Here is a 22,477-nt window from a genome sequence, read left to right on the forward strand (position 1 = left end):
CTTAGGCATCTCCCATATCTTTTTTATCATGAATAAAAGTTAAAAAGATAAATTTTGAAAGAAGGCTAATAAGGTACAAAATAGTATAGAATATATTGTGTCTAAGGCAAAACCTCTACTACTAGGAAATGTAAAAAGGGCTTTCAAAGGTTTAGGAGTTAAGAAGTTGCCGTTAATTGCAGGCCATAAGTTACTTTATTCATGTAATTTAAGATGTAGGATGTGTCCCTTCTGGAGAAGAAAAGATGAGAAATTATTAACGGTTGATGAAGAAGTATTAATCTTTAAATCGCTGGAGAAGGCTGGTGTCTTATTTATTGGATTTGAGGGAGGAGAGCCTCTTCTAAGGAGAGATATAGATCAAATATTAGAGGAAGCATATAAAAGATTTCACACTTCCTTAGTAACGAATGGTTGGCTATTGAGAGAAAAGGCTAAGAGTATAAGTGAGCATTTGGATTACCTTTTTGTCTCAATTGACGGAATAGCTGAGGCTCATGATAAAATTAGGGGAATTCCTGGATCGTTTGATAAGGCTATTGAAGGAATTAGAGAAGCTATAAAGTACATCCCAGTCTCAATTAGCTTCACTATAACTAATGATAATTATGATCAGGTATTAGGAGTTGTTGAATTGGCTAAAAAATTAGGTATTACAGTAAGTGTTCAAGTATCATATGATTATTCTACAGCTGAGAAATTGAGTCCGGAAAGGGAAAAATTGTTTAATACGTTGAACCTTCTGATAGAGCTGAAGAAAAAAGGTTATCCTATTGTAGAATCTATAAACTATTTTAATGCTATTAAAAATTCTTGGTATTATGGTATTTTATGGAAATGTAAGCCATGGTTAGTGATAAATATAGATCCGCAAGGTAAGGTAGTCCTGCCTTGTTACGTTTTAAATGAGTATAAGGGTTTTGAAAAAGTGTGGGAGGTTGATTTAGTGAAGCTATGGAATAACTATCCGTGGGAGAAGTATGAGAATTGTAATAGGTGCGCTTTGGCTTGTCATCTTGAACCCTCATTATTTAGCTGGAAGAATTCAAGTGAGATTAGGGAGAAAATAATTAACAATATTGTAAGTTACATATATGATCTTATACCGTAAAATTTTAATGTTAGATATTGAAAAAATATATTAAAAATGTTTTGCTACAAACTAGTATTTATAGAAGACAAATATTTCATGTATGTTTATAATGGAGAGAAAGTAATAGGTGTGATTCCATTAGATAAAAACCAGTCTACTTCGCTTAATAAAGCTAAAGAATATGAGGAGAGATTTGGTTGGAAAAAATGTGTTTAAGAAAACTCTTTGTCGAATATTTGCTTAAACGTATTATATGCATCTTTCGTATATAAAACTACTATAACGTTCCTCAGAGTTTTAGGCTTAAAGGATTTTATCACATTTGCCATTATTCTAGCACATACCTCAAAAGGATAACCAAAGATACCTGTAGATATTGCAGGTAGTGCAATACTTGTTAAACCTAATTCTTCAGCTTTCTCTAGCGACTTCCTAATAGCTGATTCCAACTTATCATCACCTTCTATACCGTATCTAGGACCTACCGCATGAATTATATATTTGGCCTTTAATTTTCCTGCACTTGTTACAGCTACTTCTCCAACGGGCACTGGTCCGTTTTTTCTAATGTATTCATCACTCTCCTTTTGTATTTCATATCCACCCTTCTTTACAATTGCATAAGCTACTCCTCCTCCATGTTGAAGGTAAGAATTAGCAGCGTTAACTATTGCATCTGCTCTAATTTCTGTAATATCTCCTAGAATTAGGTCGACCTTTAGACCATTTTCTAATTGATACATACAAAATTATATTAGTTGTTATTGCTTAAGAAAGTAAGTGGATTCAAGAGTAAAACTGCTTTTTCTTGCTCTAGTCATAATGTTATTTAACTCTATTTATCAGTATTCGTGGAATTCCATATCTCTTCTAGTGTCAAGGACCCTTAACTCTTCTGTCACAGCTATTGAAGTCGCATTTACGTTATATGCTATATTATCTTCGTTTTCTCAAATAGGAGGAGGGTATATAATTGATACTATTGGTCCGAGATTAGTTGGAGTAATATCCGCAATTTTCTTTTCCCTAGGATTTCTTATTCCAGTTATTTTTCCAAATATTATCCTCTTTTACATTTCCTGGTCTTTAGGCAGCATAGCTGAGGGAATACTATATGGTATAGCAGTGAATGTAGCGTTAAAATGGTACGAGAATAAGAGGGGGTTCGCCACTGGTATAGTATCATTAGGATTTGGTATTGGAGGGGCTATTTTTAATCCTTTTATTTCAATTTATAGATATTATTATGATCCATTCATCATAATAGGTATATTATCTTTATTTTGTCTATTACTTATTTCATTTAACGTGACATACCCTCCAAGGGATAAGCTTAAGGGAAATTCTCCTAAGAAAATTATAAGAGGCAAGGATTGGTGGTTAATTTATTTTTCATATTCTTTTGCGATAATTCCACTTCTTTCTTTTTCCTCCTCTTTATCTTTTTTGGGATCAGAATTACCTAGATGGTTACTTCTACTTTCTATAACCATATTTCCTGTGACGAGTGGGCTGGGCAGACCATTATTTGGAATGTTATCAGATAAGATGAATAGATTTCATAGCGTTATAATATTAAATTCACTAACGCTTCTAGCTTCTTTACTTTCTCTTCTCTCTCTCCCCTTATCAGCAATATTAGTCGGTTTGTTTGGGGGTTCTACCCTTACGTTATATCTATCATTATTAGGTGATATTTATGGTAACAAATTTTCTGGTACTAATACTGGTATTTTATATACGGGAAAAGCTTTCGCTGGAACTTTAGGTAGCATTTTATTAGGGTATTTTATCACGATAAGCAAATCAATAGCTTTACTGTTTATAATAGTTTCTCCACTTATTTCTATAATATTACTTTTAGCCGCAAGTAAAGTTCTATCCTATTAATTCCAAGGTTATTGGCGCATGATCAGACCCTTGTATGTTATCTAAAATGTCAGCACTTTTAATCCTGTCTTTTAGCTCATTTGAAACCAAACAGTAGTCTAATCTCAATCCAAGGTTCTTTTCTCTAGCGTGCATCATGTAACTCCACCAAGTATATTTCCTTTTATTAGGATAAAAATACCTAAACGTATCAATATATCCTAACGACAGAAAGTGTGTAAGCCATTGTTTTTCTTGTGGTGTTAAACCCGGAATTGAAGGATCATGATAGGCTGCGTCTATATCTTGATGTGCTACATTGAAATCTCCACACAGTATTACTGGTTTATTTTTTCTTAATTTTTCTGAAAAATTTTCTATAATCTCATCAAATTTTAATTTATAGCTTAATCTCTCTAGCCCATCTCCTGCTCTTGGAAAGTAAGAATTTATAACGTAAAAATCGTTAAGTTCTATTGTAATAACTCTCCCCTCCTCGTCAAATTCAGTTTTACCTAGCCCTTTTATGACGTTGATTGGTTTCTCTTTACATAGTGTCATTACTCCACTATACCCTTTTCTTTTAGCAGGAAATGTGAAAATTTGAAAGCCTAGTGTAATAAAATCTAAGGGTACTAAATCTCCTCTAATCTCTTGAAATAATATTATATCGAAATTATTATTTTTTATAAAATCCAGTAGATTTTTCTTTAAAGCTGACCTTAATCCGTTAATATTCCAGCTTACGATCTTCACATGAATACTCTTATAGGGAATGGGTTAAATTATCTATCCTTCCACCATCAGCAACAATTACTTGTCCAGTAATATATCTGGCCTCCTCACTCGCTAAAAATAGTACCACATTAGCTATATCTCTTGGCTTAGCGGTAATGCCTAATACAGTTTTACTTCTAAATATTTCCCTTAACTTTTCCGCTTCTTCCTCGGATTTGTTTCCTAACGTCATATCCGTCTCAGTCCAGCCAGGCGCAACTGCGTTTACCCTTATTCCATATCTACCTAATTCAAAGGCTAATCTTTTAGTAAGTATTATTACTCCGGCTTTGGTTATAGCGTAAAACGTAGTACCATTAGCTGATGTTCCAATCCCCGCATTTGATGCCATATTTACAATTGATGGACTCTTTCCCCTTTTTAGCAGTGGCAAAAATTCATAAGTTACGTAAATGGTTCCGTTTAAGTTTACGTTTAACATTCTCTCGTAATTAGTTTGGTCAAATTCCTCAAATGGCATTAACAACATAATACCAGCGTTATTTACTAAAATATCAATTCTGGTAAACTCCTTTTCTACCATTTCCTTAGCTCTTATGACGTCAGCTCTATTACCTACATCACACTTAACTGTATAAACGCCCTTATTTTTTAGTTCTAAAGCTTCCTTCTCTGCAGAGTTGTAAAGAACTATTACCTTTGCCCCTTCTTCTAAGAACCCTTCAGTGATAGCTCTGCCTATTCCTCTCGTTCCACCTGTTACAAGAACTACTTTATCCTGGAATCTCATCATCTGAAATATACCATTTGCCTTATTAACGTTTTCTTCATGTATCTTTTATTAACGTGATAAGAAGATTCATCGGACAGTTCTTCATAGTCGATGGGTTCACGATGATAGGGTTATTATTTCCAGTGGAATTTTATAGTGAAACAAAATCATTATTTCTTTTAGGGGTAATTTCTGGGATCTATAATTTGCTAAACGCTTTAGGTTCCTATATTTGGGGATACTTAATAGATAGGACGAGGCTTAGAAAGGAATACGCCATCTTACTCTCACTTTTGGGTATATGTGTTGGTGTAATTTACCACCAAAATAAGTTAATAGCTTATGAATTAAGTGGATTTGTCTCCGCCTTAGACGGTCCTATATACTCTGCTATAATACTTGAAACTATACCTCAAGAAAGGCTTCTGATAGAGAATACAAGGTTTTCTCAAATTTCATTAGCTGGAAACATTACTGGTTCTCTCTTGTCTGCTTTTTATCCCAACGACTACATGATAATTGGATTTTTTACTATATCGTTATTAGTCAATGTGATCCATATACCTAAGTATGATGGTGGAATAAACTTTGATGCAGCTGATAGAAATAAGATGTTAAAACTGTTGTACATTCCCGTGATATCTTTCTTTTGGTTTAATTTAGCTGCTGAAATATTCTACACGTTATACGTTCCGTTAAATTATCTAATGGGAAATCCCTCGTTTATTGTATTTATCAGTTATTCTTTATTATATTTTATCGAAGAATTAACTTATAGTAAGGGTCTTGAGTTAGTCAAAGGCAAGGAGGAGTATTTTATGTTTTTAGTAATATTCTTGAGATCATTAATAATATTGACCTTAATATTTATAATAATAACGGGGTTTAAGATACATTACTTCGTCATGTTGTTCTTTTTAACTTTTGGACCGCTATTTCCCATTTATAATATTTCGTTCTTTTCAGTATTGATAAAAGGCCTAAGAAGAAATAAGGCTACTATTATAGGTATTTTTAATGCCAGTGAAGACGTTGCGAACATTGCAGGAGGTTTCTTAGCCGGTTCTACTAATAATATAGCTGTAAATTATCAGATAGCTTTTTACTCCTTTGCATTGTCAATGTTCTTACTATATATTTACTTAGCTAAACCTCTTCGCACTAAGGCCTCTTGATACAGAGACTTCTCTTTTTCCGTTTCTGGATTGTACTCTGGCATTTTTATTGGTTTGCCTTGGTAATTTACTCTAACGTATGTAAAGTATGCAGTAGCTACGTGCTCCTTAAAACCATTTAAATCCTCTCTTATCACGTTGATCATGACATCAGCAGAGGTGTTGCCTACGTAAACAATTCCGGCTCTGATATGTATTATATCGTTAATTCTTATAGGGGAGTAGAACGAGAGGCCTTTTACTGCTACTGTGACTACTCCCCCAGAGTCTGGCTTATTATCATATCCTATGTAATTTAATAGTATTACTCCTCCTATATCATCCATTAATTTCAATAACTTTCCACCAGACATTATCTTTCCATCATAAGTCAGATTAGGCGATACATAAATTGATGTAGTAATCCTAAATCTTAATCCCTCTGTAGGATCTTCAACGTAAAACCTCATCTTTTGTCTGTCCTTGATTCTAGATATTCTTATTTCTCTTCTTTTCTTAGCCTCCTCCACTTTTTTAATTTCCTCTTCACTAATTCCTTCTACTTTTACGTTTATAGGAATAGGTCTCAATAAATCATCTACCTTAACGTACGTGGCATATGCCGAAACTACTTCCTCACCCTTATCGAAAGCTCTAATTTCTACTTCTGCCGATGTGTTACCTACATAGACTACTTCCGCCTTAACCTTAATTATATCTCCCAATCGGACTGCCTTTTTAAAAACTACGTCGTCTATGGAGGCTAATAGCGTAGTCCCTCTAGATATCTTTATTGCTGATAACATTCCAGTCTCGACTAGTAGGAAAAGCATATCGCCTCCATGCATTCTATTCATAAAGTTGGTTTGTTCATAGTGAACTATACTATACGTCTCTACTATCGTGTCAAGTATTCTTAAAGATTGCATCATTTAGCATGTTAGCAATCTTCTCAAAATTTTTATCTCTCCTAGAATACTCTAAGGTTATATCTCTAAGTTGTTTTAATACAGATTTCCAATCAAAGTTATTTATTATGTTTTCGGGCAAAGCGTTAGGTTTGATTCTCTTCTCGTAGCCTGTCATATATGGTAAATACTCATCTTCTGCTACTCTTAACATGGCTATACCATTTCTATCCAAAACGTATTCATAAACTCCAGCCTTCCATAATGTTATTGAATAGTCGTCTGAAGGAGGAAAATATTTCCTAATTACTTCTAAAAACTCTATAACGTTTTCCTTACTCTTATTCTTTTTTAAGGCATCGATTAAGTTCTCTAATTTTTGATCCATTTCTGACTTCCTCCAAGTCCTAAAGGATAAGGGTTCTCATGGGGCGTCTCACTGATTCCCCTCACCGATTCGTAATCACATCTCTCATTTTAGGGGCAGTCGAGAAGCTCAGAGAACCCCTCCCATCTAATTGTTAGGATTGGCTTTTAGACTTAAAAACTTTGCCATTCCCACACTGCGAGGCTTTCCTCATTTTGTAAATAGTTGATGATATATTATGTTTTTGATAAATCGTAATGTCCTAGTGGGGGAGGAACAGGCACTTTAATTTTTATCCTTCCCTCTCTTAGCCATGGTGTTAATAAAAATGCTACGCCATTTCTCTCCCAATTTAGTATTTTTGCTTCGTTTTTAGATAGCCCTAAAGTTTCAGCTATTTCTGATTTTATTCTAAAGATAACTTTAGTATTTGCTAATTGCGTAATTATATCACTTAAATCGTTAGGGTTGTGTGTAGAGAAGATGAAACCTATTTTTCTTCTCCTACCTAATCTCATCATCGTAGCTATTTTTCCGGCTACTCTTCTAACGTAATTAGTATCTTCTTCCATGCCCTTAGCAGAAGGAAAAAATCTATGGGCTTCGTCCAATACTATAATAAACCTTCCCTTTACGTTTCCGTTTCTCATTTGCCTCTCTCTAAATGCAAACAGTTTATCTAAGAAGTAATATGTTAAAATCTTTTGAGAAAAATCGTCTATTTCGTTATTATATAGGTCAAAAACTATTGTAGATGATGAATTTTCTAATATCTTAGCTAATGGAAATCTTTCTACTCCTACGTCAAATAATTGTGTTTCCCTAAGTAAATATAGACCCCTTACTATATTTTCCTTAGTACTCCTATGTATCTCAACCCCTTCCAAAGAGTCCTCATTAAACTTATTTATCAAATCTTGTAATGTTAAGATCTCTTTCCCTTTTTTTCTGATCATTATTTTGATGAAATGAGAAGCTTGTTCACTAAAATAAGGATTTAGTCTATGAAGAATTTTCCTTACATCTTTAAATCTAAAATAAAACGGATAAACGTTAACTTGCGATTTCCACTCAGAGTTAGAGATTATGATTTTATTATTGACTACAGAAGAGTAAATTGTAATACCCTTGTTAACTAAATGATTAATTATAGGTTTGACGTACATTTCGTAGTAGGCCTTGGTTATTGCATTGGCTGACTTAGCTTTTCCAATGTACTTCTTAATCCAACTTTTATTAACGGGATATATAATGTCTAAATTTATACCTTTAATTACGTTTCCATACAATTCATTAAATTCTTCTACGCCAGCTCTCACTATTCTATCTGATTTGTCCGGGGGAAGGAATATGTGATAGTAATCACCAGTAGCATCTAAGATAAATACTTTACTATTCTCCTCGTTAATTAAATTTATACCAGCTACGAGATCTTTTATGAATGAAGTCTTTCCTGCGCCAGTGGTCCCTAATACTAACATATGAAAGTTTAAATCGTCTAGGCTGGTACTTATCTTTACTTTACTGTAAGAGGTGTCGAGGAAGCCTACTCTTAAAAGTCCTCTATTTGTGCCCAATGATCTTTCAATGACTTCTGGCTTAGGGATAATTACTGGGGATTGTGGCTCAATTGTTATATCAGCTGCGTCTGGCTCAGATGAATTCAGAAAATCTACCTTAGTTAGCATCTCGCATTTAAGTGATACATTCGTGATGAGTGATCCTGGTTCATCTTCAGCACTGCCTACACTACTAACTATACTTGAATCATTAACAAGTAACGAAGAAGCGTCTATTCTCTGGTATCCTACGACTCTTAGCAGGACGAAATATAAGGTTTTTATGTCAATAGCTCCGAGAAATATTCCTATTTTGCCTAAAAAGTTGTATTTATAGTATGTGTTAGGGTCTATAATAACATTAACAAGGTTAGACTCTTCATTGATTTCACTAGGTACGTATCTAGATACCTTACCCACTAGATCTCCTAACGTTATTGCTAGTGCTCTTGCCTTGGATATTTTATCCTTAATATCGTTATATAGGTCTGAGCTCAAATTCCCACCTGTTCTAATCTACTATAAAAGCTCGCTTGTAGTCCCATGCTCTCTAATGTATTCATTATTATTTTCAAAATTGCCCCGCTTATTTCCTTGGCCATCTTATCCGATAATCCTAGAATAGATGGTAATCCATCTTTTGTAAATTGCAATGAGCAGATATTCCCTAAAATATCTTCATTGTTATGAGTACTTTCTATTCTTAATATAGAGAACTTAAATGTATAAGGATGAAACGGATATATGAGATAATTTGTATAGATTGGAATATTATTAACATATCTAAGTATAGGACCTAAGTAAACCGGACTATAAGGTGGAGAAACGTTATATTTAATTAAATCTAGGATAAAAGATTCGTCATTGAAATACTTCTTAGGATCTACACGGAATTTCTCTATTATTTTAAGTCTACTTTTAGCGAGTGTAGAAATAAGCAGTTTAGACTTATCCAGTCTCTTAACTATTCCAATTACGTTTCTTTTTAACGCTCTTAACCTAACCCTTACTATTTCGTCTCTTACTTTGCTTTTCAAAAATATTAGAGGAGGTATTAGTGGTCCATCAATAAGTATAATTGTACTTTCATCATTGATCTTACGTAATGCCTCAGTTTCTAGAATAGTCCTAATCTCAGTTTCTATTTCTTCTGGAGATTCAGCTGAGGTAAAAAAACTGCCATCTAGGGAAAAAGTCGTAATATATTCTGAGCTGTAAAAAAATGGTATTAAAGGTCCTTGACTACTTCCTGCAGGTGCAATTGCTATAAAAGGTCTTTCTAAGTCAAGGCTAGGAAGGCCTGAAATGGGAGGATAAACACCAACAATAGGGTTCATAGAGGAAGTTAATACCAAAGAGGCTAAGCTTATAATACCCTTCGATGAAATAAAGCTTCTACTACTTCCATCTATGGCATATACGTTATGTATCCTTTTTGGTTTAACATCTCTTAGAATTTCATTAACTGGAGTAATCAGTATTGCTTCACTCTCGTTAGAAAAGGAATTATCGGTTTCTCCACTAACGATCCTTACATCAGCATTAGATGAGTCTAAATAGTTTAGGATATACTTAGTTATGATGTCCTTCAGTAATACTTGTAGCTCTATTTTCTTACCCATCTTCTAAACATAATTTATTATGGTAATATTTAAATATGAGGTATTACCAAAAGGGTATTACGCTAACAAAAAATTTTCGAATAAATTTGTTTTTAATCACCTGCATACAATTTCCTAGCTGCTAATGTGATAACGTCCCAAACTCTATTAACTGGGGGTACATAACCAGTTTCGACGAAGAACAGTTCTTCAGCAGTGAAACCTTTTTGAATTACAGAAGCTAACATATTTAATCTGCCTAATACTTCCTCTCCCCCTATTATCTGTCCTCCGATAATCCTCATAGAGTTCTCCTCAGCTACAAGCTTTACAATTATATCTTTTGAACCTGGATAATATCTAGCCCTTGTCTTATGGTGAACTATAGCCGAGACAGTTTTAATTCCTAGCCTCTTAGCTTCATTCTCTGTAATCCCAGTCTTTCCTATAATGTACTCGTCAAATTTAGTTATTTGTGTGTCTATTACTCCAGGGAATCTAATGTCCTTTCCTCCAATATTACTTCCTGCCACGAATCCCATTTTGTTAGCTACTGGAGCGAAAGGTACCCAGCTAGGTTTTTTAGTTATAATATTTATTGATTCCACATTATCACCTGCAGCATAAACGTTATGGACGTTTGTCCTCATGTGATCATCAGTCCACAAGGCTCCCGTTTCTCCTAGCTTTAGTTTATCTTTAACAAGATCTACATTTGGTTCAACTCCTATAGCAACAATAGTAGAATCTACCTCATACCTTCCCTTATCAGTTATCACTAGCTTTCCATTTTCTTTAACATCAACTAAGCTTTCTCCTAACTTAGTTTCAACTTTGGAAGACACCTTTTCGGTTATTGTCTTACCCATATCTTCGTCAAGCATTCTATTCAATAAGTATCTCCCTCTGTGAATTAGAATTACCTTCTTACCCCTTGCACTTAAAGCTTCAGCCATTTCTATACCCAATATTCCCCCACCGATTATTGCTATCTTATTTACTCTCCAAAGCTTCTCTCTTATAATCGTGGCTTCTGCGGGATGATGAACATAAAATATATAGTCACCATTTGAATGAATCTTTTTAGGTTTAGCACCCATTGATAAAACAAGATAGTCATACTCATATCTATTCTTACTCTGACTATTCTCCATTACAGTTATAATCCTAGAGTTTACGTCTATGTCTGTCACTTTTGTATTGATTATTACCTTTATTCCTCTCTTCTCTGTGAAGTAGCTAGGAGTATAAGTCAAAAATAGATTTTCGTCGTCAAATAAACCCTCTACATAATACGGAATTCCACACGGTGCGTGACTTACCATCTTCGTAGCTTCAAAAACTATGATGTCAAGGTTAGGTTTAAGTCTCCTAGCCCAAGAGGCTGCTGTCATCCCTGCAGCTCCACCGCCGACTACAATAAGTCTTTCCATATTAGTCAATATATATGATAACTTTCTTATATCTTAATATCGAAAATTATAGCATATGAAAGCAATTGAGAGGTTAAATGAAACTATTGGTAAGATAAACGAAATAAATGAAAGTGAACTCAGTATAAGTGAGGTAGATTTATTAAAATTCTTAAAGAACCAAATGATGAAATCGAAAAATCTTTTTGAGGCTTTCTCAAGAAGTATTGATCAGAAGGATTGGGATAACGTTTTATCCTATACATTTCAAATTCTTCAGAGATCTAATTCTATATTCGGATACTTAACTCAGCCTACTGTTTTATCATTAGTATCAAAGAGCAGATTAGCGGGCGTTATTGATAATATCTCTGATACTCTAGCGTTTTCAGTCTCAGAAATGATTGTAGTGTTAAAGCAAAATAATAAAGTACTTAATATAGATTCCATTACCATAAATATAAGCTCTAATCCTCCTTCTCTTTCAGTTTCATTGGTGATTAAAGGTGGATGATATTTATTTGAAATGGGATAAACTATTCGATGAAGCTTTCAAGCTACCGGTCTTTGATATAAAAAATGATATAATAATATTTTCTGGAATTGGTGGAAGTGGGATAGTAGGGGAAATAGCTAATATTCTGGATCTTGGGATTCGTTTTGATAAGAAATTTAAAGGAAACGAGACTCTTATTGCTGTGAGTTACTCTGGTAATACTTCAGAGACTATATCTGATGTATATAATGCTATATCTTCAGGTTCCGAAGTGATAGTTATAACATCTGGTGGTTTACTTGAGAAAATAGCTAATGAAAAGAAACTAAATATTATTAAGGTACCATCTGGTTTCCAGACTAGATATGCATTTCCTTATCTATTTACGCCTTTGACTAGAATGATTTCTATGAGAAGAGGTATAAAGTTAATAATGGAAGAGTTAAAAGATGGAGTAATAAAAGCTAGGGACAAGGTTATAGAGGAATCTAAAAGGCTTGCCGAGTTAATATTACCCTCTAGGATACCTGTATTTTACTCCTCTAGATATCTATCAATAGCTAAGAGGTTCAAGCAAGAAATAAATGAGAACGCAAAATATCCGGCATTTTTTGGTGAAATTCCAGAGGTTAATCATAATGAAATTGAAAGTTATGTTCACGGTAAGTCTTTATCTCCAATAGTTATAGAGAGTAATGAAATTGACAAGATTACCGAAGAAGTCCTAAATGCAATAGTTATAAAACCCTACTTTAAAAGTGATTTGATGAATATTTCAAGCTTGCTAATGCTAGCAGGATTGAGTTCATTTGAGATGGCTAAGAGATTAAATGAAACTCCAGATAAACTATATAACATACCCACAGCTAGAAAACTAACCTCAAATTTATTTAGATTAAGTTAATTTTTATCCTTAATGGTCATAAAAATATTTAATACGTTAGGAAGAACGCTTGAGGAGTTTAAGCCTGTAGAGCGAAACGTTGTAAAGATGTATGTTTGTGGACCCACCGTTTATGACTTCATTCACATAGGTCACGGGAGAACTTTCGTAGTCTATGACGCTATCTCTAGATATTTGAGACTAAGGGGATATACTGTGATAAGAGTCCAAAATATCACTGATATTGACGATAAGATAATTAAGAAGTCTCAAGAAACTGGAAAAGATTGGAGAGAAATTGTAGACTATTACTCTAAGGATTATATAGATGCGTTGGGGCAATTAAAGATTAAGATTGATATACACCCTAGAGTTACCCAACACATTAAGGAAATAATAGACTTCGTTCAAAGACTAATAGATAAGGGTCACGCTTACGTGAGTAATAGTGGAAGCGTATACTTTGATGTTAACAGTTATCCTCATTATGGGGAGCTCTCGGGAGCAAAAAGGGAAGAATGGAATCAAGAGGAGGAATTCATTAAAGAAAAGAAGAATCCTTATGATTTTGCCTTATGGAAAGCGTGGAAACCAGGGGAGCCTTATTGGGACTCTCCTTGGGGAAAAGGAAGACCTGGATGGCATATAGAGTGCTCTACCATGTCAACTAGATACTTAGGAGAAAAATTCGATATTCACGGAGGTGGTTCTGATTTAATATTTCCTCATCATGAAAATGAGAGAGCTCAAACTGAGTCGTTAACTGGAGAAAGATGGGTTTCCTATTGGGTTCATGTCGCCTTCTTAACTATTAAGAAGGAGAAGATGAGTAAATCATTAGGTAATATAATTCCTTTAAATGAAGCGTTAAAGAAATGGGGTCCATCAGTACTGAGATATTGGTATTTGTCATCACATTATAGGTCCCCGATAGATTTCTCAGAGGAAGCTTTAAACCAAGCTTCAAACTCCCTACAGAGGATTAAAGATTCTATTGCAGTTTTAAGGTCAATAATTTCTGAAGGACCTAAGTTTTATGCTAAAGACGAGGATATAAAGGTTCAGCAAGATATACTGAAATACCTCGATATGTTCCATCAATCTATGAGTAACGATTTTGATACCGCTACTGCCTTATCTCATATTCATGAAATAGTTAGTTTAATATTTTCTAAGTTACAGTACAGCAGAGATTTCTTAGGAGCGATGCTGGCATTTGAAGCCCTAAAACAATTTAATGACGTCTTTGGAGTAATGGATGAGGAATTCTATCCGTCATATGAAAAAATCTCAAAAATAATTGATAGCGTTATAGAAATTAGGAATGAGCTGAGAAAAATGAGAATGTATGAAATATCGGATAAGATCAGGGAGGAGCTTTTAAAATCAGGTATTAGAATATTAGATAGTAAAGATAAGTCTACTTGGAGATTTGAGTAATATAGTAGGGTTTCTTCTCGTTGTTAACATATCTCTTAAGCATATCGTAAGTAGTATCGGTCATCTTGACTTTTTCTAATTCCTTTAATGGGATGAGCTTAACTTCTTTAGCGTCACTTGAGGCTAATAGTTTGCCACCTATTGGTTCACACTCAAAATCCAAAATTACGTAATGATAATTTTTATGTATAATTTCAACTAATGCTATCAAGTCTTTCACATTAACGTCTAATCCGGTCTCTTCCTTCATTTCTCTTTTTAATGCCTCTTGTAAAGTTTCTCCAAACTCTACTTTTCCACCCGGGATTGCCCATAGATCTTCATTTGGAGGATGACCTCTTTTAACTAAAAGTACAGAGTCGTTTATTTTCACAAAGCAACCTACTGCTACAATTGGTCTATCCATATAGTGATGATAAAAGTTAATATTAAGTAATTTATGGTGTATTGTGTATGAGAACAAGTATCTTAATTGCCTTGATAATGTTATCCCTTTGGGTAATATCCTTAGGGGTGCCAAGTTTCTCCCAAACCAGTAATTCTCAGATTATCAGTGGTTTTACCATACCCTCTACAATCAACTACATAGCTAAATTAGTAAACTCAACAACTATAAATAATAAAACTATAGAGAAGATTTACAATTACACGTTAAGCTATCATGTAACTAAGATTACCCAAGATATAGCCTACGTTAACGTTTCTGGAAATTTTACTAATGATAGCCTAAAGCTAGGTAATTTAGTATACATTACAAAAGGTTTGCATGTTATTAATCTAATTTTTCAACCCATTTCAATTTATTATCCATATATCATCTCTGATATAATCTATAATACCTCTTATGGTATAATAACGCCTAATGAGTCAATAGCACTCAACTATTTAGGCAAAGGGTATGTGCTCTTTAATGGAGTGAATACTACTGTTTATAATTATAGTAGTGTAATTAATGGTAACTCTATTAAAATCAGCTTATTACCTAATGGCATAGTATATCGTTTAGAGAATAATTCGCTTTATATGACGTTAACCTCTTACTCAACTTTCCTAAATGTTTCATTAAATACTTCTAGTGGCAATAATAATATATCTCAGCTAACGAATTATATACAAAAACCATATCTTTACGCTATTTATAATTACTCAACTTTATCTAATTCTACATTACCGGTAGGATATTTAGAAATAGATTATCCGTTACTTTTTGAGAATGACGTGCTAGTAACTCAGATAACTCAAATACAAATTAGGGCAGGGCAAAATCTAGCATTACCCTCATTATTAGAAGGTAAGTCGGTGAATTTTGTAATTTATATTAATAACCCTATAGATGAACCAACTAGCTTCATTACTGATGTAGGAAATCAGAGCATTACTTGGAATGGATTCACGTTTGTACTCGTTAATAAAACCACCATATCAACAATAGCTGGAAGTTTTGAGGCATATCAGTATAGGCATTATATATCCTCCAACCTATCAGCTCAATTATTATACTTTAGTACCAGCGGTGTATTATTAAAAGAGGAGTCTGTTAGCATACTAAATTCATCAGTGTTTCCGGTATTTATATCGTCATTAGTAGGTAATAATTACATTAATCCTTTTGAGACATATCCTAATGTCTTTAATTACACCAATACGACGTTACCCTTTAAAGTTATTAACCCTAATTTATCACTGACCATTTCAATTGTTGTCACGATAATTATAATAGCAGTTGTTGTTCTATTACATAAAAGAGAATAATTTTTTAACGTATCTCTAGATGTATCTATATTTGTAAAATTTATGATTACTTTTCAGCTATCTTTTAATTGTAGATTAATTGTTACGGTTTAGTATAGTATGTAGAAAACCACCATTATTATAAATAGAATAATTGCTAAAATTATCATCCATTTAGCTATACCTTTTGATGATCCAAATACTATGGGAATAGGTCCAATAAAAATTACTCCTCCTACTTCAGTTCTTTGCTTATTATTTTCTTGCCTATTACTACTCTTTCTGCTTTCATAAATGGATCCAGCTAACAATAATATTATACTTATGAAGATTATTGCTAATCCCGCATAAAATAAATACTCATTCATATATTATAGCTCAGCCTGGAGGGATTTAATCTTAACCGCTAACATTTCTACTTCTTTTGGTATTTCTGTGGTATCTATACTCGTAATTAATCTACCTATAGGCATTCTTATTTTATCATATTCTATCCCACGTTTTTTCAAAACATTTACTAACCATCTCAAGTTATCTTCTTTACCTAAGTCTCTAATTTCTTTTTCATCCAAACTTATTCCTAACTTTCTTAAAACCTCCAGTAGGGCTTGCTTACTATAAAAGTTCTCCACCTCATATCCCAATGGAACGCAATAATCCCTTAGTGAGATATCTATTTTATCGCAAAGTCCAAAGAAGATTATATCAAGGTTTAACGTATTCCTTAATCTTAACCAATTTTGTAATTCTATATCAGATGATACTTTAAATATGCCTATGCCATGATCCTCTACATCTATGTTTAGCCTCTTTAACCAATTTATGATGACTGCTGGTTCTGCTAGTTCGCTCGTTAATATGATAATTCTACTAAAGAGAATATCACTTAAGTTCGTATTAAGTAGATTTATGGAACTTCTTAAATCTTGGGTAGGTTTTACAGTTATAGCAGTAGAACTGCCGTTAATTCTTCTCATCACAATGTAGCTATCAGCAGACATTTCTACAATGTATGGAGAGTGGGTTGTTAGGAAAGCTTGCAAAATTCCATTATCTGTCCAATTCTTTATAAGTTTCATAATTTTAGCTTGGAGGGTAGGATGCATGTTAACTTCTGGTTCTTCAACTAATAGTATTTTGTTACCGCTTAACCATATTATAAATAACATTAGAATTACTCTTTGGAATCCACTGGCAGCCAGATCGATATATATTGGTAAGTTGTAAACATTTAGAACTAGTCTTCTTCCATCCCAAAATTCCATTCCTCTAATCTCTGGTATTGTAGCACTCACTAAATTTACAAAATCATACCAATATTTCCTCAAGTTTATTGGAGACTTATTCATGTCTGTCATTCTTCTCAGTATCTCATCGAAGTATGTTTGATCGAAAATTGGAACATATTCTATTGATTGGGACGCATACTCAGCTAGTTTTTTAGCAATTTTTAAATCGTCTTCACCTGGGGGCGAGCCATTGACGTATAGCGTATCTAAACTCCACTCTACGTAATTGTTAACATATCTTATCTTATTTACGACTTCTAATGTTACCTTTTGGTTTTTTCCAATGATTTTCGCAGCTTCCTCTGGCGAGAACTCTACCTTACCGCCTAAAATCACTGGCTTATTAACATTATATCCTTGCCAGATTAGTATTAGGTCTTGGTTTCTGTCCTCTACTGATCTTTTCTCAATACCAGCTGAAAGATTTCTAACAAATAAGTAGATTGAGGAGAGTAAGTTAGTTTTCCCATAACCATTATATCCAACTACAATGTTAAATCCTCCTAGGTCCTTCAAATTAACTTCACTAAGACTTCTAAAATTTGACACGTAAAACTCAGTAATCTTCACTAAGGATCACTCTACGGTAATACTTAGCACAATAAAATATAATCATTAGTAGGCTTGGCCAAGAGTATTCTATATATGGAGAAAAAACGTGGTATTATCTGCAAAAATGCTTAAAAGACTCCTAGTGTGCTTCCTCCATCTACTAATATTAAGGTCCCAGTAATATATGTCGAAAGATTAGAAGCTAAGAACAATATCACGTTAGCAATTTCTTCAGGTTCTCCTAATCTTCCTAATGGTATACTTTTAGCAAGATCTTTCAGAACTTCTTCCTCACTTCTATTCTCTCTCATTGCTCTATCTTTAGCAATTTGTATTACTCTCTCTGTCTTAGTCCAACCCGGCATTACGCCATTAACCAGAATTCCTTTAGGTCCTAGCTCTCTAGATGCTACTCTTATCAATCCAGCTAGTGAGAGCCTAACTACATTAGAAAGATCCAAATTATCTATAGGTTGTCTTAAAGTTATAGATGTGGAGAGAATAATCCTTCCGTTACTTTTCATTAGTTGACCAGCTTCCCTTACAGCTACTACTGCACTCATTAGAAGTAAATTAAAAGCATCAATCCAATCTTTATCAGTTAATGAAAATATGTTCCCCGGCTTAGGACTTCCGGTTACATACGCTAGGACGTCTAGACCATCTAGCTTTTTGTAAGCTTGATGAATTAAATTTTTTACATCATTAGGATTAGATAAGTCTGCCTTTATATAATCGATATCCTTACTTGTTTCTTTTAACTTTTCATATGCTATTACCAGATTTTTTTCGTCATGTGACGAAATTATTACCCTAGCTCCTTCTTCTAAAAATCTCTTTGCGGTGGCGAATCCTATACCTTTACTCGCTGCTGTTACTAATACCTTTTTTCCCTTTATTCCCAGATCCATACAAGAAATTATCTAAAGTTAGACTTTTTGAGCTTATGGTTTCCTTAATTTTCATGAAGTCTTCTTCTAAAACTTTTCTAAGATTAGGATTGTAGAGCGCAGCAGCAGGATGATAGGTAGGAAATACAAGAATTAGATTATCCTTATACCTCCAATTGTAAAATTTTCCTCTAACTAAACTAATGGATTTAAATGAAATACCCATTTTACTAAATATATAAGATGAGGAATGTCTTCCAAGGGTTACTATCACCTTAGGCCTTATTACTTCTATTTGCTCATCTAAGTAAGGGGAACACGCAATGATTTCTTCTTCTTCTGGGTCTCTGTTATTAGGTGGTCTACACTTAACTACATTAGTGATAAACACATCTTCCCTACCTAATCCTAAAATTTCATTTATAAATTTTGTTAATAGTTTTCCCGCTAGCCCTACAAACGGTCTGCCTTCTATATCTTCAGTCTCCCCTGGAGCTTCTCCAATGAACATTATCTGGGCCTTGGAAGACCCCTCGCCGGGAACAGCGTTTTTCCTAGTTTTCCATAAATTGCATTTCTTACATACCCTTATTTTCTCAGCTATGAGTTCGAGCTCACTCATGTGTTAATAATTGGTTAATAAGGATTATAATTTAATCAGCCCATCGACCTCTCTTCACGAATCTAGACGATGAAGGCATCATCATAATGTGCCCCATCCGGCTGAGGATCTTCATTTTAGGCTTTGTTCATCAGATCCTGATAGGGGATGGGGCATTCTTAACCTTCTATATAACCTATATAAAAATATAATTAATACTATCTGTCCGATATCAAGCTGTAATGTTGTAGCGTGATTATACGTAATTTCAATTAAAAATGGAAATAAATGGACCGTAGGTCTCCAAACGTACCAGATGAGATAATAATTCAGATAATTTAAAAATATAAAGCTAATAGCAGAAGCATCAACTACAATGTTATAATAGTTATTTTTTATTCCACTTACTAATACAATTGATATAATGAATACAATTAGTGCGATGAAAGCTGAAAATGATATTCCCACTGGAATTGTTAGATTATAAATAACCCCCGTACTCGCTCTATACACTAACGGTTCATCAATAGGAACTAATGGAGCTAAAGAGATACAAACAATAGTAAATATTATCGTTATTACTAAAACCCATATATAGTATTCTGAGTTCTTCACAAATGCGATTCACTAACACCTAATAAAAATTTTATCATATACAATTCATAATAAGTTTCATTGTAACTTATTATCTACATAGTCCTTAAACGCTATTATGAGTGTTTCAAAAAAGTTTTACGAGCTTCAAGATCTCATATTAGCTAAGACATCATTAGAGAAGGTCAAATTGCATATACAAGAGAGAAAAGATAAAACTATATACAAGTGGGTCAAAAGTGAACTAAATGTATTCATCAGGAAATTCTATAAAGTAGAAAAGTTCAAAAATATTATAGATAATATTAATAAAGGAATTGACCAAGAAAAATATGATTTGATTCTCGATAGCGTTATAGAAGCGTTGGATAAGATCTCAAATGAAATAGAAAAATATTATAATGACTTACAACAAATGAGTTAGCTCAATTATACCGACTCTGTTTAAGTACATTGTATAAATCGCGACTATTATTATAACAATCGCGAAGATTTTTCTTAACGTCTGCCTAGGAAGTCGTGAGGCTACATTAGACCCAACGTAACCTCCAAGAATACCTCCTACTAAATATAATAAACTAATAACTACATCTATGTATCCGTAGTACGCGAAAGTAGCTGAAGTCACTACGCCAAATGTTCCTACAGCTATTAGAGATGTTCCTACAGCCCTTAGCATGTCAATACCAGTACTAAAAAGCAACCCTGGGACCACTAGAAATCCACCACCTATGCCAAAGTATCCTGAGGCGAAACCAACTAAAAGACCAGCTGTTATCACTCTGTTCAGTTTAACCCTCTGTTTTAAACTTAAGCTATTTGAGCTTTGTTGGTTATTTAGATTTTTTGGATTACATCTACTTTTCCACATCCTTATAGCTACAGCTATCATTAGAAAACCGAAGAGAAATAGGATTAACGCTCCAGACATTAAATGACTAATGTAAGCTCCTATTACGTCTCCAACAATCCCCGGTATAGTAAAGATTACTCCTTCAGCAACTCTGACATTTCCTTTTTTCCAATGCATAAATGAATTGATATAAGCATTAAGTCCCACAGCTAAGGCAGTTGTCCCAATCGTCAAGTGTGTTATGTATGAATATTCGGGAGAACTAGGCGGTACCCCGTTAGCCAATCCTACGAAGTAAAGTAATAAGGGTATTGCTAATATTGATCCACCTCCCCCTATTAAGCCTAAACTAAAACCTACTAAAATCCCAGATATTATCGAGAGTATATATTGGAGAAGAGTTATTGTTACATTAAATGGTACCATATTATGTTAGTTTTATTTAAACTTTAAAAAGTTATACTTTATTAAAATATAGATAACTAATGCTATCAAAACTATTGATAGTATAATATAATCAAACCTTGTTAATTCCGAAACTATAGGTTGCCATGATGATCCAAAGTAATATCCTATGAATGCTAATACAGTATCCCAAACTAAGTGCCCAGATAAAGTGAATAGTATGAAGTAAGTTAGTCTCATTTTAGCTATCCCAGCGGGAAAAGATATAAGTGCTCTTATCGCAGGAAGGAATCTGGCAAAAAATACAGATGTATTTCCATGTTTAGCGAAGAATGTGTTAAGATAATCAAGCCTATCTTTGTTAAGCTTAATGTATTTCCCATATCTTAATAAGAACGGTAATCCTAACTTTAACGCAATAAAATAGTCTATTAGAGATCCCATTAAACTGCCTAAACTGCCAATTAAGATTGACAAATACAAGTTAAGTGTTCCTAGAGAAGATAGATATCCAGCTAAAGGCATTACTACTTCGCTTGGTATTGGTAAAGACATTCCTTCCAATAACATGAGAATAAATAATATAAGATAGTTTGATGGTATGTAGTTCATTCTGGAACACTCATACCATGTGGGCAAGTAGATGGTTTACCTAGATAATTATAAAGTTTATCAATAATTTCTTCAGGGACCAAATAGTCGAATTGTTTCGAATATTCACAAGCGGTATCCTTATCTATACCTATATTGACCAGAAGAATTTCTATTACACGATGAGCCTTTATTACGTAATTTAAACTCTTAATACCTTCATCCGTTATCCATATCCCATCTTTTCTCTTTTTGACTAATCCCTTTTCCTCTAGGTGATTTATTTCCTCAAAAACGCTCGAGGCAGCTATATTTAAATCCTTAGCGACTCTACTAAGTTTAGCTCCTTCACCGCTGTCATTATATTTCTTTATGGCGTTTAAGTAGGAAAACTCCCTTCTAGATAGATTTCGCATCTATATTATGAATTATGGTAAAAAATAAATAAATGTTTGTTTGCATTTCATTGGACTTAAGGTCTCAGTGGATTTTTTGCCAACGGAAATATGGAAAGGCTTTTAAAACCTTAACTTGAGAAATCTGATTAAGTCAGATAGTGCCAATAAAAGGTCTTAATCTAGAATAATTTAAGATCAAATCTTGATAAAGATGATGAAGGTCGATGGGTAGAGTTGATGAAGACAATTATCCCCGACTGATATAGTGTAGAGCATAGGAA

Annotated in this window: 26 protein-coding genes; 9 read left to right on the plus strand and 17 right to left on the minus strand. The window is 33.7% G+C overall.

Annotated elements, in window-relative coordinates:
- Positions 1 to 97: 97 nt before the first annotated feature.
- Positions 98 to 1,111 carry a PTO1314 family radical SAM protein gene (locus tag BFU36_RS10000; RefSeq protein WP_069283889.1) on the plus strand — a complete coding sequence of 338 codons (1,014 nt, stop codon included), beginning with the start codon at positions 98 to 100 and terminating at the stop codon, positions 1,109 to 1,111.
- Positions 1,112 to 1,147: 36 nt separating this feature from the next.
- Positions 1,148 to 1,309, plus strand: coding sequence for a hypothetical protein (locus tag BFU36_RS14095; RefSeq protein WP_185957849.1), 162 nt, complete (start codon positions 1,148 to 1,150; stop codon positions 1,307 to 1,309).
- On the opposite strand, the gene BFU36_RS10005 is transcribed toward BFU36_RS14095, so the two are convergent.
- Complete coding sequence (locus BFU36_RS10005) at positions 1,306 to 1,836, minus strand: ADP-ribose-binding protein (RefSeq protein WP_069283890.1); 531 nt, start codon at positions 1,834 to 1,836, stop codon at positions 1,306 to 1,308. The genes BFU36_RS14095 and BFU36_RS10005 overlap by 4 nt on opposite strands.
- A 37-nt stretch (positions 1,837 to 1,873) precedes the next feature.
- Between BFU36_RS10005 and BFU36_RS10010 the strand changes: the two genes are divergently transcribed.
- Positions 1,874 to 2,983: an MFS transporter gene (locus BFU36_RS10010; protein ID WP_143577114.1), complete on the plus strand. Its 1,110-nt coding sequence runs from the start codon at positions 1,874 to 1,876 to the stop codon at positions 2,981 to 2,983.
- Here BFU36_RS10010 and BFU36_RS10015 read toward each other — a convergent pair.
- Complete coding sequence (locus BFU36_RS10015; RefSeq protein WP_069283892.1) at positions 2,972 to 3,718, minus strand: exodeoxyribonuclease III; 747 nt, start codon at positions 3,716 to 3,718, stop codon at positions 2,972 to 2,974. The genes BFU36_RS10010 and BFU36_RS10015 overlap by 12 nt on opposite strands.
- A gap of 10 nt (positions 3,719 to 3,728) precedes the next feature.
- Positions 3,729 to 4,490 (minus strand): SDR family oxidoreductase, encoded by a 762-nt coding sequence (locus tag BFU36_RS10020; RefSeq protein ID WP_197490528.1) that lies wholly within the window; start codon positions 4,488 to 4,490, stop codon positions 3,729 to 3,731.
- 56 nt (positions 4,491 to 4,546) lie between these two features.
- Here BFU36_RS10020 and BFU36_RS10025 point away from each other — a divergent pair, with 56 nt between their 5' ends.
- Positions 4,547 to 5,647 carry an MFS transporter gene (locus BFU36_RS10025; protein ID WP_069283894.1) on the plus strand — a complete coding sequence of 367 codons (1,101 nt, stop codon included), beginning with the start codon at positions 4,547 to 4,549 and terminating at the stop codon, positions 5,645 to 5,647.
- On the opposite strand, the gene BFU36_RS10030 is transcribed toward BFU36_RS10025, so the two are convergent.
- From BFU36_RS10030 to BFU36_RS10050, 5 genes are all read right to left on the minus strand, one after another.
- The gene (locus BFU36_RS10030; RefSeq protein ID WP_069283895.1) at positions 5,611 to 6,555 is read right to left on the minus strand and encodes an acyl-CoA thioesterase; all 945 of its coding nucleotides are present in this window, start codon (positions 6,553 to 6,555) and stop codon (positions 5,611 to 5,613) included. The genes BFU36_RS10025 and BFU36_RS10030 overlap by 37 nt on opposite strands.
- Entirely contained in the window at positions 6,533 to 6,922 is a 390-nt protein-coding gene (locus BFU36_RS10035) for a hypothetical protein (RefSeq protein ID WP_069283896.1), read from the minus strand. Before BFU36_RS10035 ends, BFU36_RS10030 begins: the two co-directional genes overlap by 23 nt.
- Positions 6,923 to 7,137: 215 nt before the next feature.
- Complete coding sequence (locus BFU36_RS10040; RefSeq protein ID WP_069283897.1) at positions 7,138 to 8,958, minus strand: ATP-binding protein; 1,821 nt, start codon at positions 8,956 to 8,958, stop codon at positions 7,138 to 7,140.
- Positions 8,955 to 10,082, minus strand: a complete 1,128-nt coding sequence (locus tag BFU36_RS10045; RefSeq protein WP_069283898.1) for a DNA double-strand break repair nuclease NurA — start codon at positions 10,080 to 10,082, stop codon at positions 8,955 to 8,957. Before BFU36_RS10045 ends, BFU36_RS10040 begins: the two co-directional genes overlap by 4 nt.
- A gap of 92 nt (positions 10,083 to 10,174) precedes the next feature.
- Entirely contained in the window at positions 10,175 to 11,494 is a 1,320-nt protein-coding gene (locus tag BFU36_RS10050) for an FAD-dependent oxidoreductase (protein WP_069283899.1), read from the minus strand.
- Positions 11,495 to 11,549: 55 nt separating this feature from the next.
- Between BFU36_RS10050 and BFU36_RS10055 the strand changes: the two genes are divergently transcribed.
- Genes BFU36_RS10055 through cysS form a run of 3 tightly spaced genes read left to right on the plus strand, consistent with a single transcriptional unit; the run spans position 11,550 to position 14,292 of the window.
- On the plus strand, positions 11,550 to 11,987 hold the full coding sequence (locus BFU36_RS10055) for a hypothetical protein (protein ID WP_069283900.1): 438 nt from the start codon (positions 11,550 to 11,552) through the stop codon (positions 11,985 to 11,987).
- Positions 11,980 to 12,873 (plus strand): bifunctional phosphoglucose/phosphomannose isomerase, encoded by an 894-nt coding sequence (locus BFU36_RS10060; protein WP_069283901.1) that lies wholly within the window; start codon positions 11,980 to 11,982, stop codon positions 12,871 to 12,873. The genes BFU36_RS10055 and BFU36_RS10060 overlap by 8 nt, the downstream gene beginning before the upstream one ends.
- A gap of 12 nt (positions 12,874 to 12,885) precedes the next feature.
- Positions 12,886 to 14,292, plus strand: coding sequence for a cysteine--tRNA ligase (gene cysS / locus BFU36_RS10065; RefSeq protein WP_069283902.1), 1,407 nt, complete (start codon positions 12,886 to 12,888; stop codon positions 14,290 to 14,292).
- On the opposite strand, the gene BFU36_RS10070 is transcribed toward cysS, so the two are convergent.
- Positions 14,273 to 14,698 carry an NUDIX hydrolase gene (locus BFU36_RS10070; RefSeq protein WP_069283903.1) on the minus strand — a complete coding sequence of 142 codons (426 nt, stop codon included), beginning with the start codon at positions 14,696 to 14,698 and terminating at the stop codon, positions 14,273 to 14,275. The two genes, cysS and BFU36_RS10070, sit on opposite strands and share 20 nt — an antisense overlap.
- Positions 14,699 to 14,745: 47 nt before the next feature.
- Here BFU36_RS10070 and BFU36_RS10075 point away from each other — a divergent pair, with 47 nt between their 5' ends.
- Positions 14,746 to 16,044, plus strand: a complete 1,299-nt coding sequence (locus BFU36_RS10075) for a hypothetical protein (protein WP_069283904.1) — start codon at positions 14,746 to 14,748, stop codon at positions 16,042 to 16,044.
- Between the two features lie 89 nt (positions 16,045 to 16,133).
- On the opposite strand, the gene BFU36_RS10080 is transcribed toward BFU36_RS10075, so the two are convergent.
- From BFU36_RS10080 to BFU36_RS10100, 5 genes are all read right to left on the minus strand, one after another.
- A complete protein-coding gene (locus BFU36_RS10080; protein WP_069283905.1) occupies positions 16,134 to 16,391 on the minus strand; it encodes a TIGR00304 family membrane protein in 258 nt (85 codons plus the stop codon).
- A gap of 3 nt (positions 16,392 to 16,394) precedes the next feature.
- Entirely contained in the window at positions 16,395 to 17,882 is a 1,488-nt protein-coding gene (locus tag BFU36_RS10085) for an ATP-dependent endonuclease (RefSeq protein WP_069283906.1), read from the minus strand.
- 110 nt (positions 17,883 to 17,992) lie between these two features.
- Positions 17,993 to 18,775, minus strand: a complete 783-nt coding sequence (locus tag BFU36_RS10090; protein ID WP_069283907.1) for an SDR family oxidoreductase — start codon at positions 18,773 to 18,775, stop codon at positions 17,993 to 17,995.
- Positions 18,726 to 19,376, minus strand: a complete 651-nt coding sequence (udg, locus tag BFU36_RS10095) for a type-4 uracil-DNA glycosylase (RefSeq protein ID WP_069283908.1) — start codon at positions 19,374 to 19,376, stop codon at positions 18,726 to 18,728. The genes BFU36_RS10090 and udg overlap by 50 nt, the downstream gene beginning before the upstream one ends.
- 111 nt (positions 19,377 to 19,487) lie before the next feature.
- Positions 19,488 to 19,970 carry a hypothetical protein gene (locus tag BFU36_RS10100; protein WP_069283909.1) on the minus strand — a complete coding sequence of 161 codons (483 nt, stop codon included), beginning with the start codon at positions 19,968 to 19,970 and terminating at the stop codon, positions 19,488 to 19,490.
- Positions 19,971 to 20,067: 97 nt separating this feature from the next.
- On the opposite strand from BFU36_RS10100, the gene BFU36_RS10105 reads away from it, so the two are divergent.
- Complete coding sequence (locus BFU36_RS10105; RefSeq protein ID WP_069283910.1) at positions 20,068 to 20,373, plus strand: hypothetical protein; 306 nt, start codon at positions 20,068 to 20,070, stop codon at positions 20,371 to 20,373.
- Here BFU36_RS10105 and BFU36_RS10110 read toward each other — a convergent pair.
- From BFU36_RS10110 to BFU36_RS10120, 3 genes are read right to left on the minus strand one after another with little or no spacing between them, the layout of a single operon-like run.
- Positions 20,356 to 21,228, minus strand: coding sequence for a sulfite exporter TauE/SafE family protein (locus BFU36_RS10110; RefSeq protein WP_069283911.1), 873 nt, complete (start codon positions 21,226 to 21,228; stop codon positions 20,356 to 20,358). The genes BFU36_RS10105 and BFU36_RS10110 overlap by 18 nt on opposite strands.
- 12 nt (positions 21,229 to 21,240) lie before the next feature.
- Entirely contained in the window at positions 21,241 to 21,819 is a 579-nt protein-coding gene (locus tag BFU36_RS10115) for a DedA family protein (protein WP_069283912.1), read from the minus strand.
- Positions 21,816 to 22,214, minus strand: a complete 399-nt coding sequence (locus tag BFU36_RS10120; protein WP_069283913.1) for a metal-dependent transcriptional regulator — start codon at positions 22,212 to 22,214, stop codon at positions 21,816 to 21,818. Before BFU36_RS10120 ends, BFU36_RS10115 begins: the two co-directional genes overlap by 4 nt.
- Between the last annotated feature and the right edge of the window lie 263 nt (positions 22,215 to 22,477).

It is taken from the genome of Sulfolobus sp. A20 (genome assembly GCF_001719125.1).
Classification (GTDB): domain Archaea; phylum Thermoproteota; class Thermoprotei_A; order Sulfolobales; family Sulfolobaceae; genus Saccharolobus.

Coding starts and splice junctions, on each gene's coding strand:
- BFU36_RS14095 (WP_185957849.1), top strand. CDS start 1,148: ATGTTTTGCTACAAACTAGTATTTATAGAAGACAAATATTTCATGTAT.
- BFU36_RS10005 (WP_069283890.1), bottom strand. CDS start 1,836: ATGTATCAATTAGAAAATGGTCTAAAGGTCGACCTAATTCTAGGAGAT.
- BFU36_RS10020 (WP_197490528.1), bottom strand. CDS start 4,490: ATGAGATTCCAGGATAAAGTAGTTCTTGTAACAGGTGGAACGAGAGGA.
- BFU36_RS10030 (WP_069283895.1), bottom strand. CDS start 6,555: ATGCAATCTTTAAGAATACTTGACACGATAGTAGAGACGTATAGTATA.
- BFU36_RS10035 (WP_069283896.1), bottom strand. CDS start 6,922: ATGGATCAAAAATTAGAGAACTTAATCGATGCCTTAAAAAAGAATAAG.
- BFU36_RS10045 (WP_069283898.1), bottom strand. CDS start 10,082: ATGGGTAAGAAAATAGAGCTACAAGTATTACTGAAGGACATCATAACT.
- BFU36_RS10050 (WP_069283899.1), bottom strand. CDS start 11,494: ATGGAAAGACTTATTGTAGTCGGCGGTGGAGCTGCAGGGATGACAGCA.
- BFU36_RS10055 (WP_069283900.1), top strand. CDS start 11,550: ATGAAAGCAATTGAGAGGTTAAATGAAACTATTGGTAAGATAAACGAA.
- cysS (WP_069283902.1), top strand. CDS start 12,886: ATGGTCATAAAAATATTTAATACGTTAGGAAGAACGCTTGAGGAGTTT.
- BFU36_RS10070 (WP_069283903.1), bottom strand. CDS start 14,698: ATGGATAGACCAATTGTAGCAGTAGGTTGCTTTGTGAAAATAAACGAC.
- BFU36_RS10075 (WP_069283904.1), top strand. CDS start 14,746: ATGAGAACAAGTATCTTAATTGCCTTGATAATGTTATCCCTTTGGGTA.
- BFU36_RS10080 (WP_069283905.1), bottom strand. CDS start 16,391: ATGAATGAGTATTTATTTTATGCGGGATTAGCAATAATCTTCATAAGT.
- BFU36_RS10090 (WP_069283907.1), bottom strand. CDS start 18,775: ATGGATCTGGGAATAAAGGGAAAAAAGGTATTAGTAACAGCAGCGAGT.
- udg (WP_069283908.1), bottom strand. CDS start 19,376: ATGAGTGAGCTCGAACTCATAGCTGAGAAAATAAGGGTATGTAAGAAA.
- BFU36_RS10105 (WP_069283910.1), top strand. CDS start 20,068: ATGAGTGTTTCAAAAAAGTTTTACGAGCTTCAAGATCTCATATTAGCT.
- BFU36_RS10110 (WP_069283911.1), bottom strand. CDS start 21,228: ATGGTACCATTTAATGTAACAATAACTCTTCTCCAATATATACTCTCG.
- BFU36_RS10115 (WP_069283912.1), bottom strand. CDS start 21,819: ATGAACTACATACCATCAAACTATCTTATATTATTTATTCTCATGTTA.
- BFU36_RS10120 (WP_069283913.1), bottom strand. CDS start 22,214: ATGCGAAATCTATCTAGAAGGGAGTTTTCCTACTTAAACGCCATAAAG.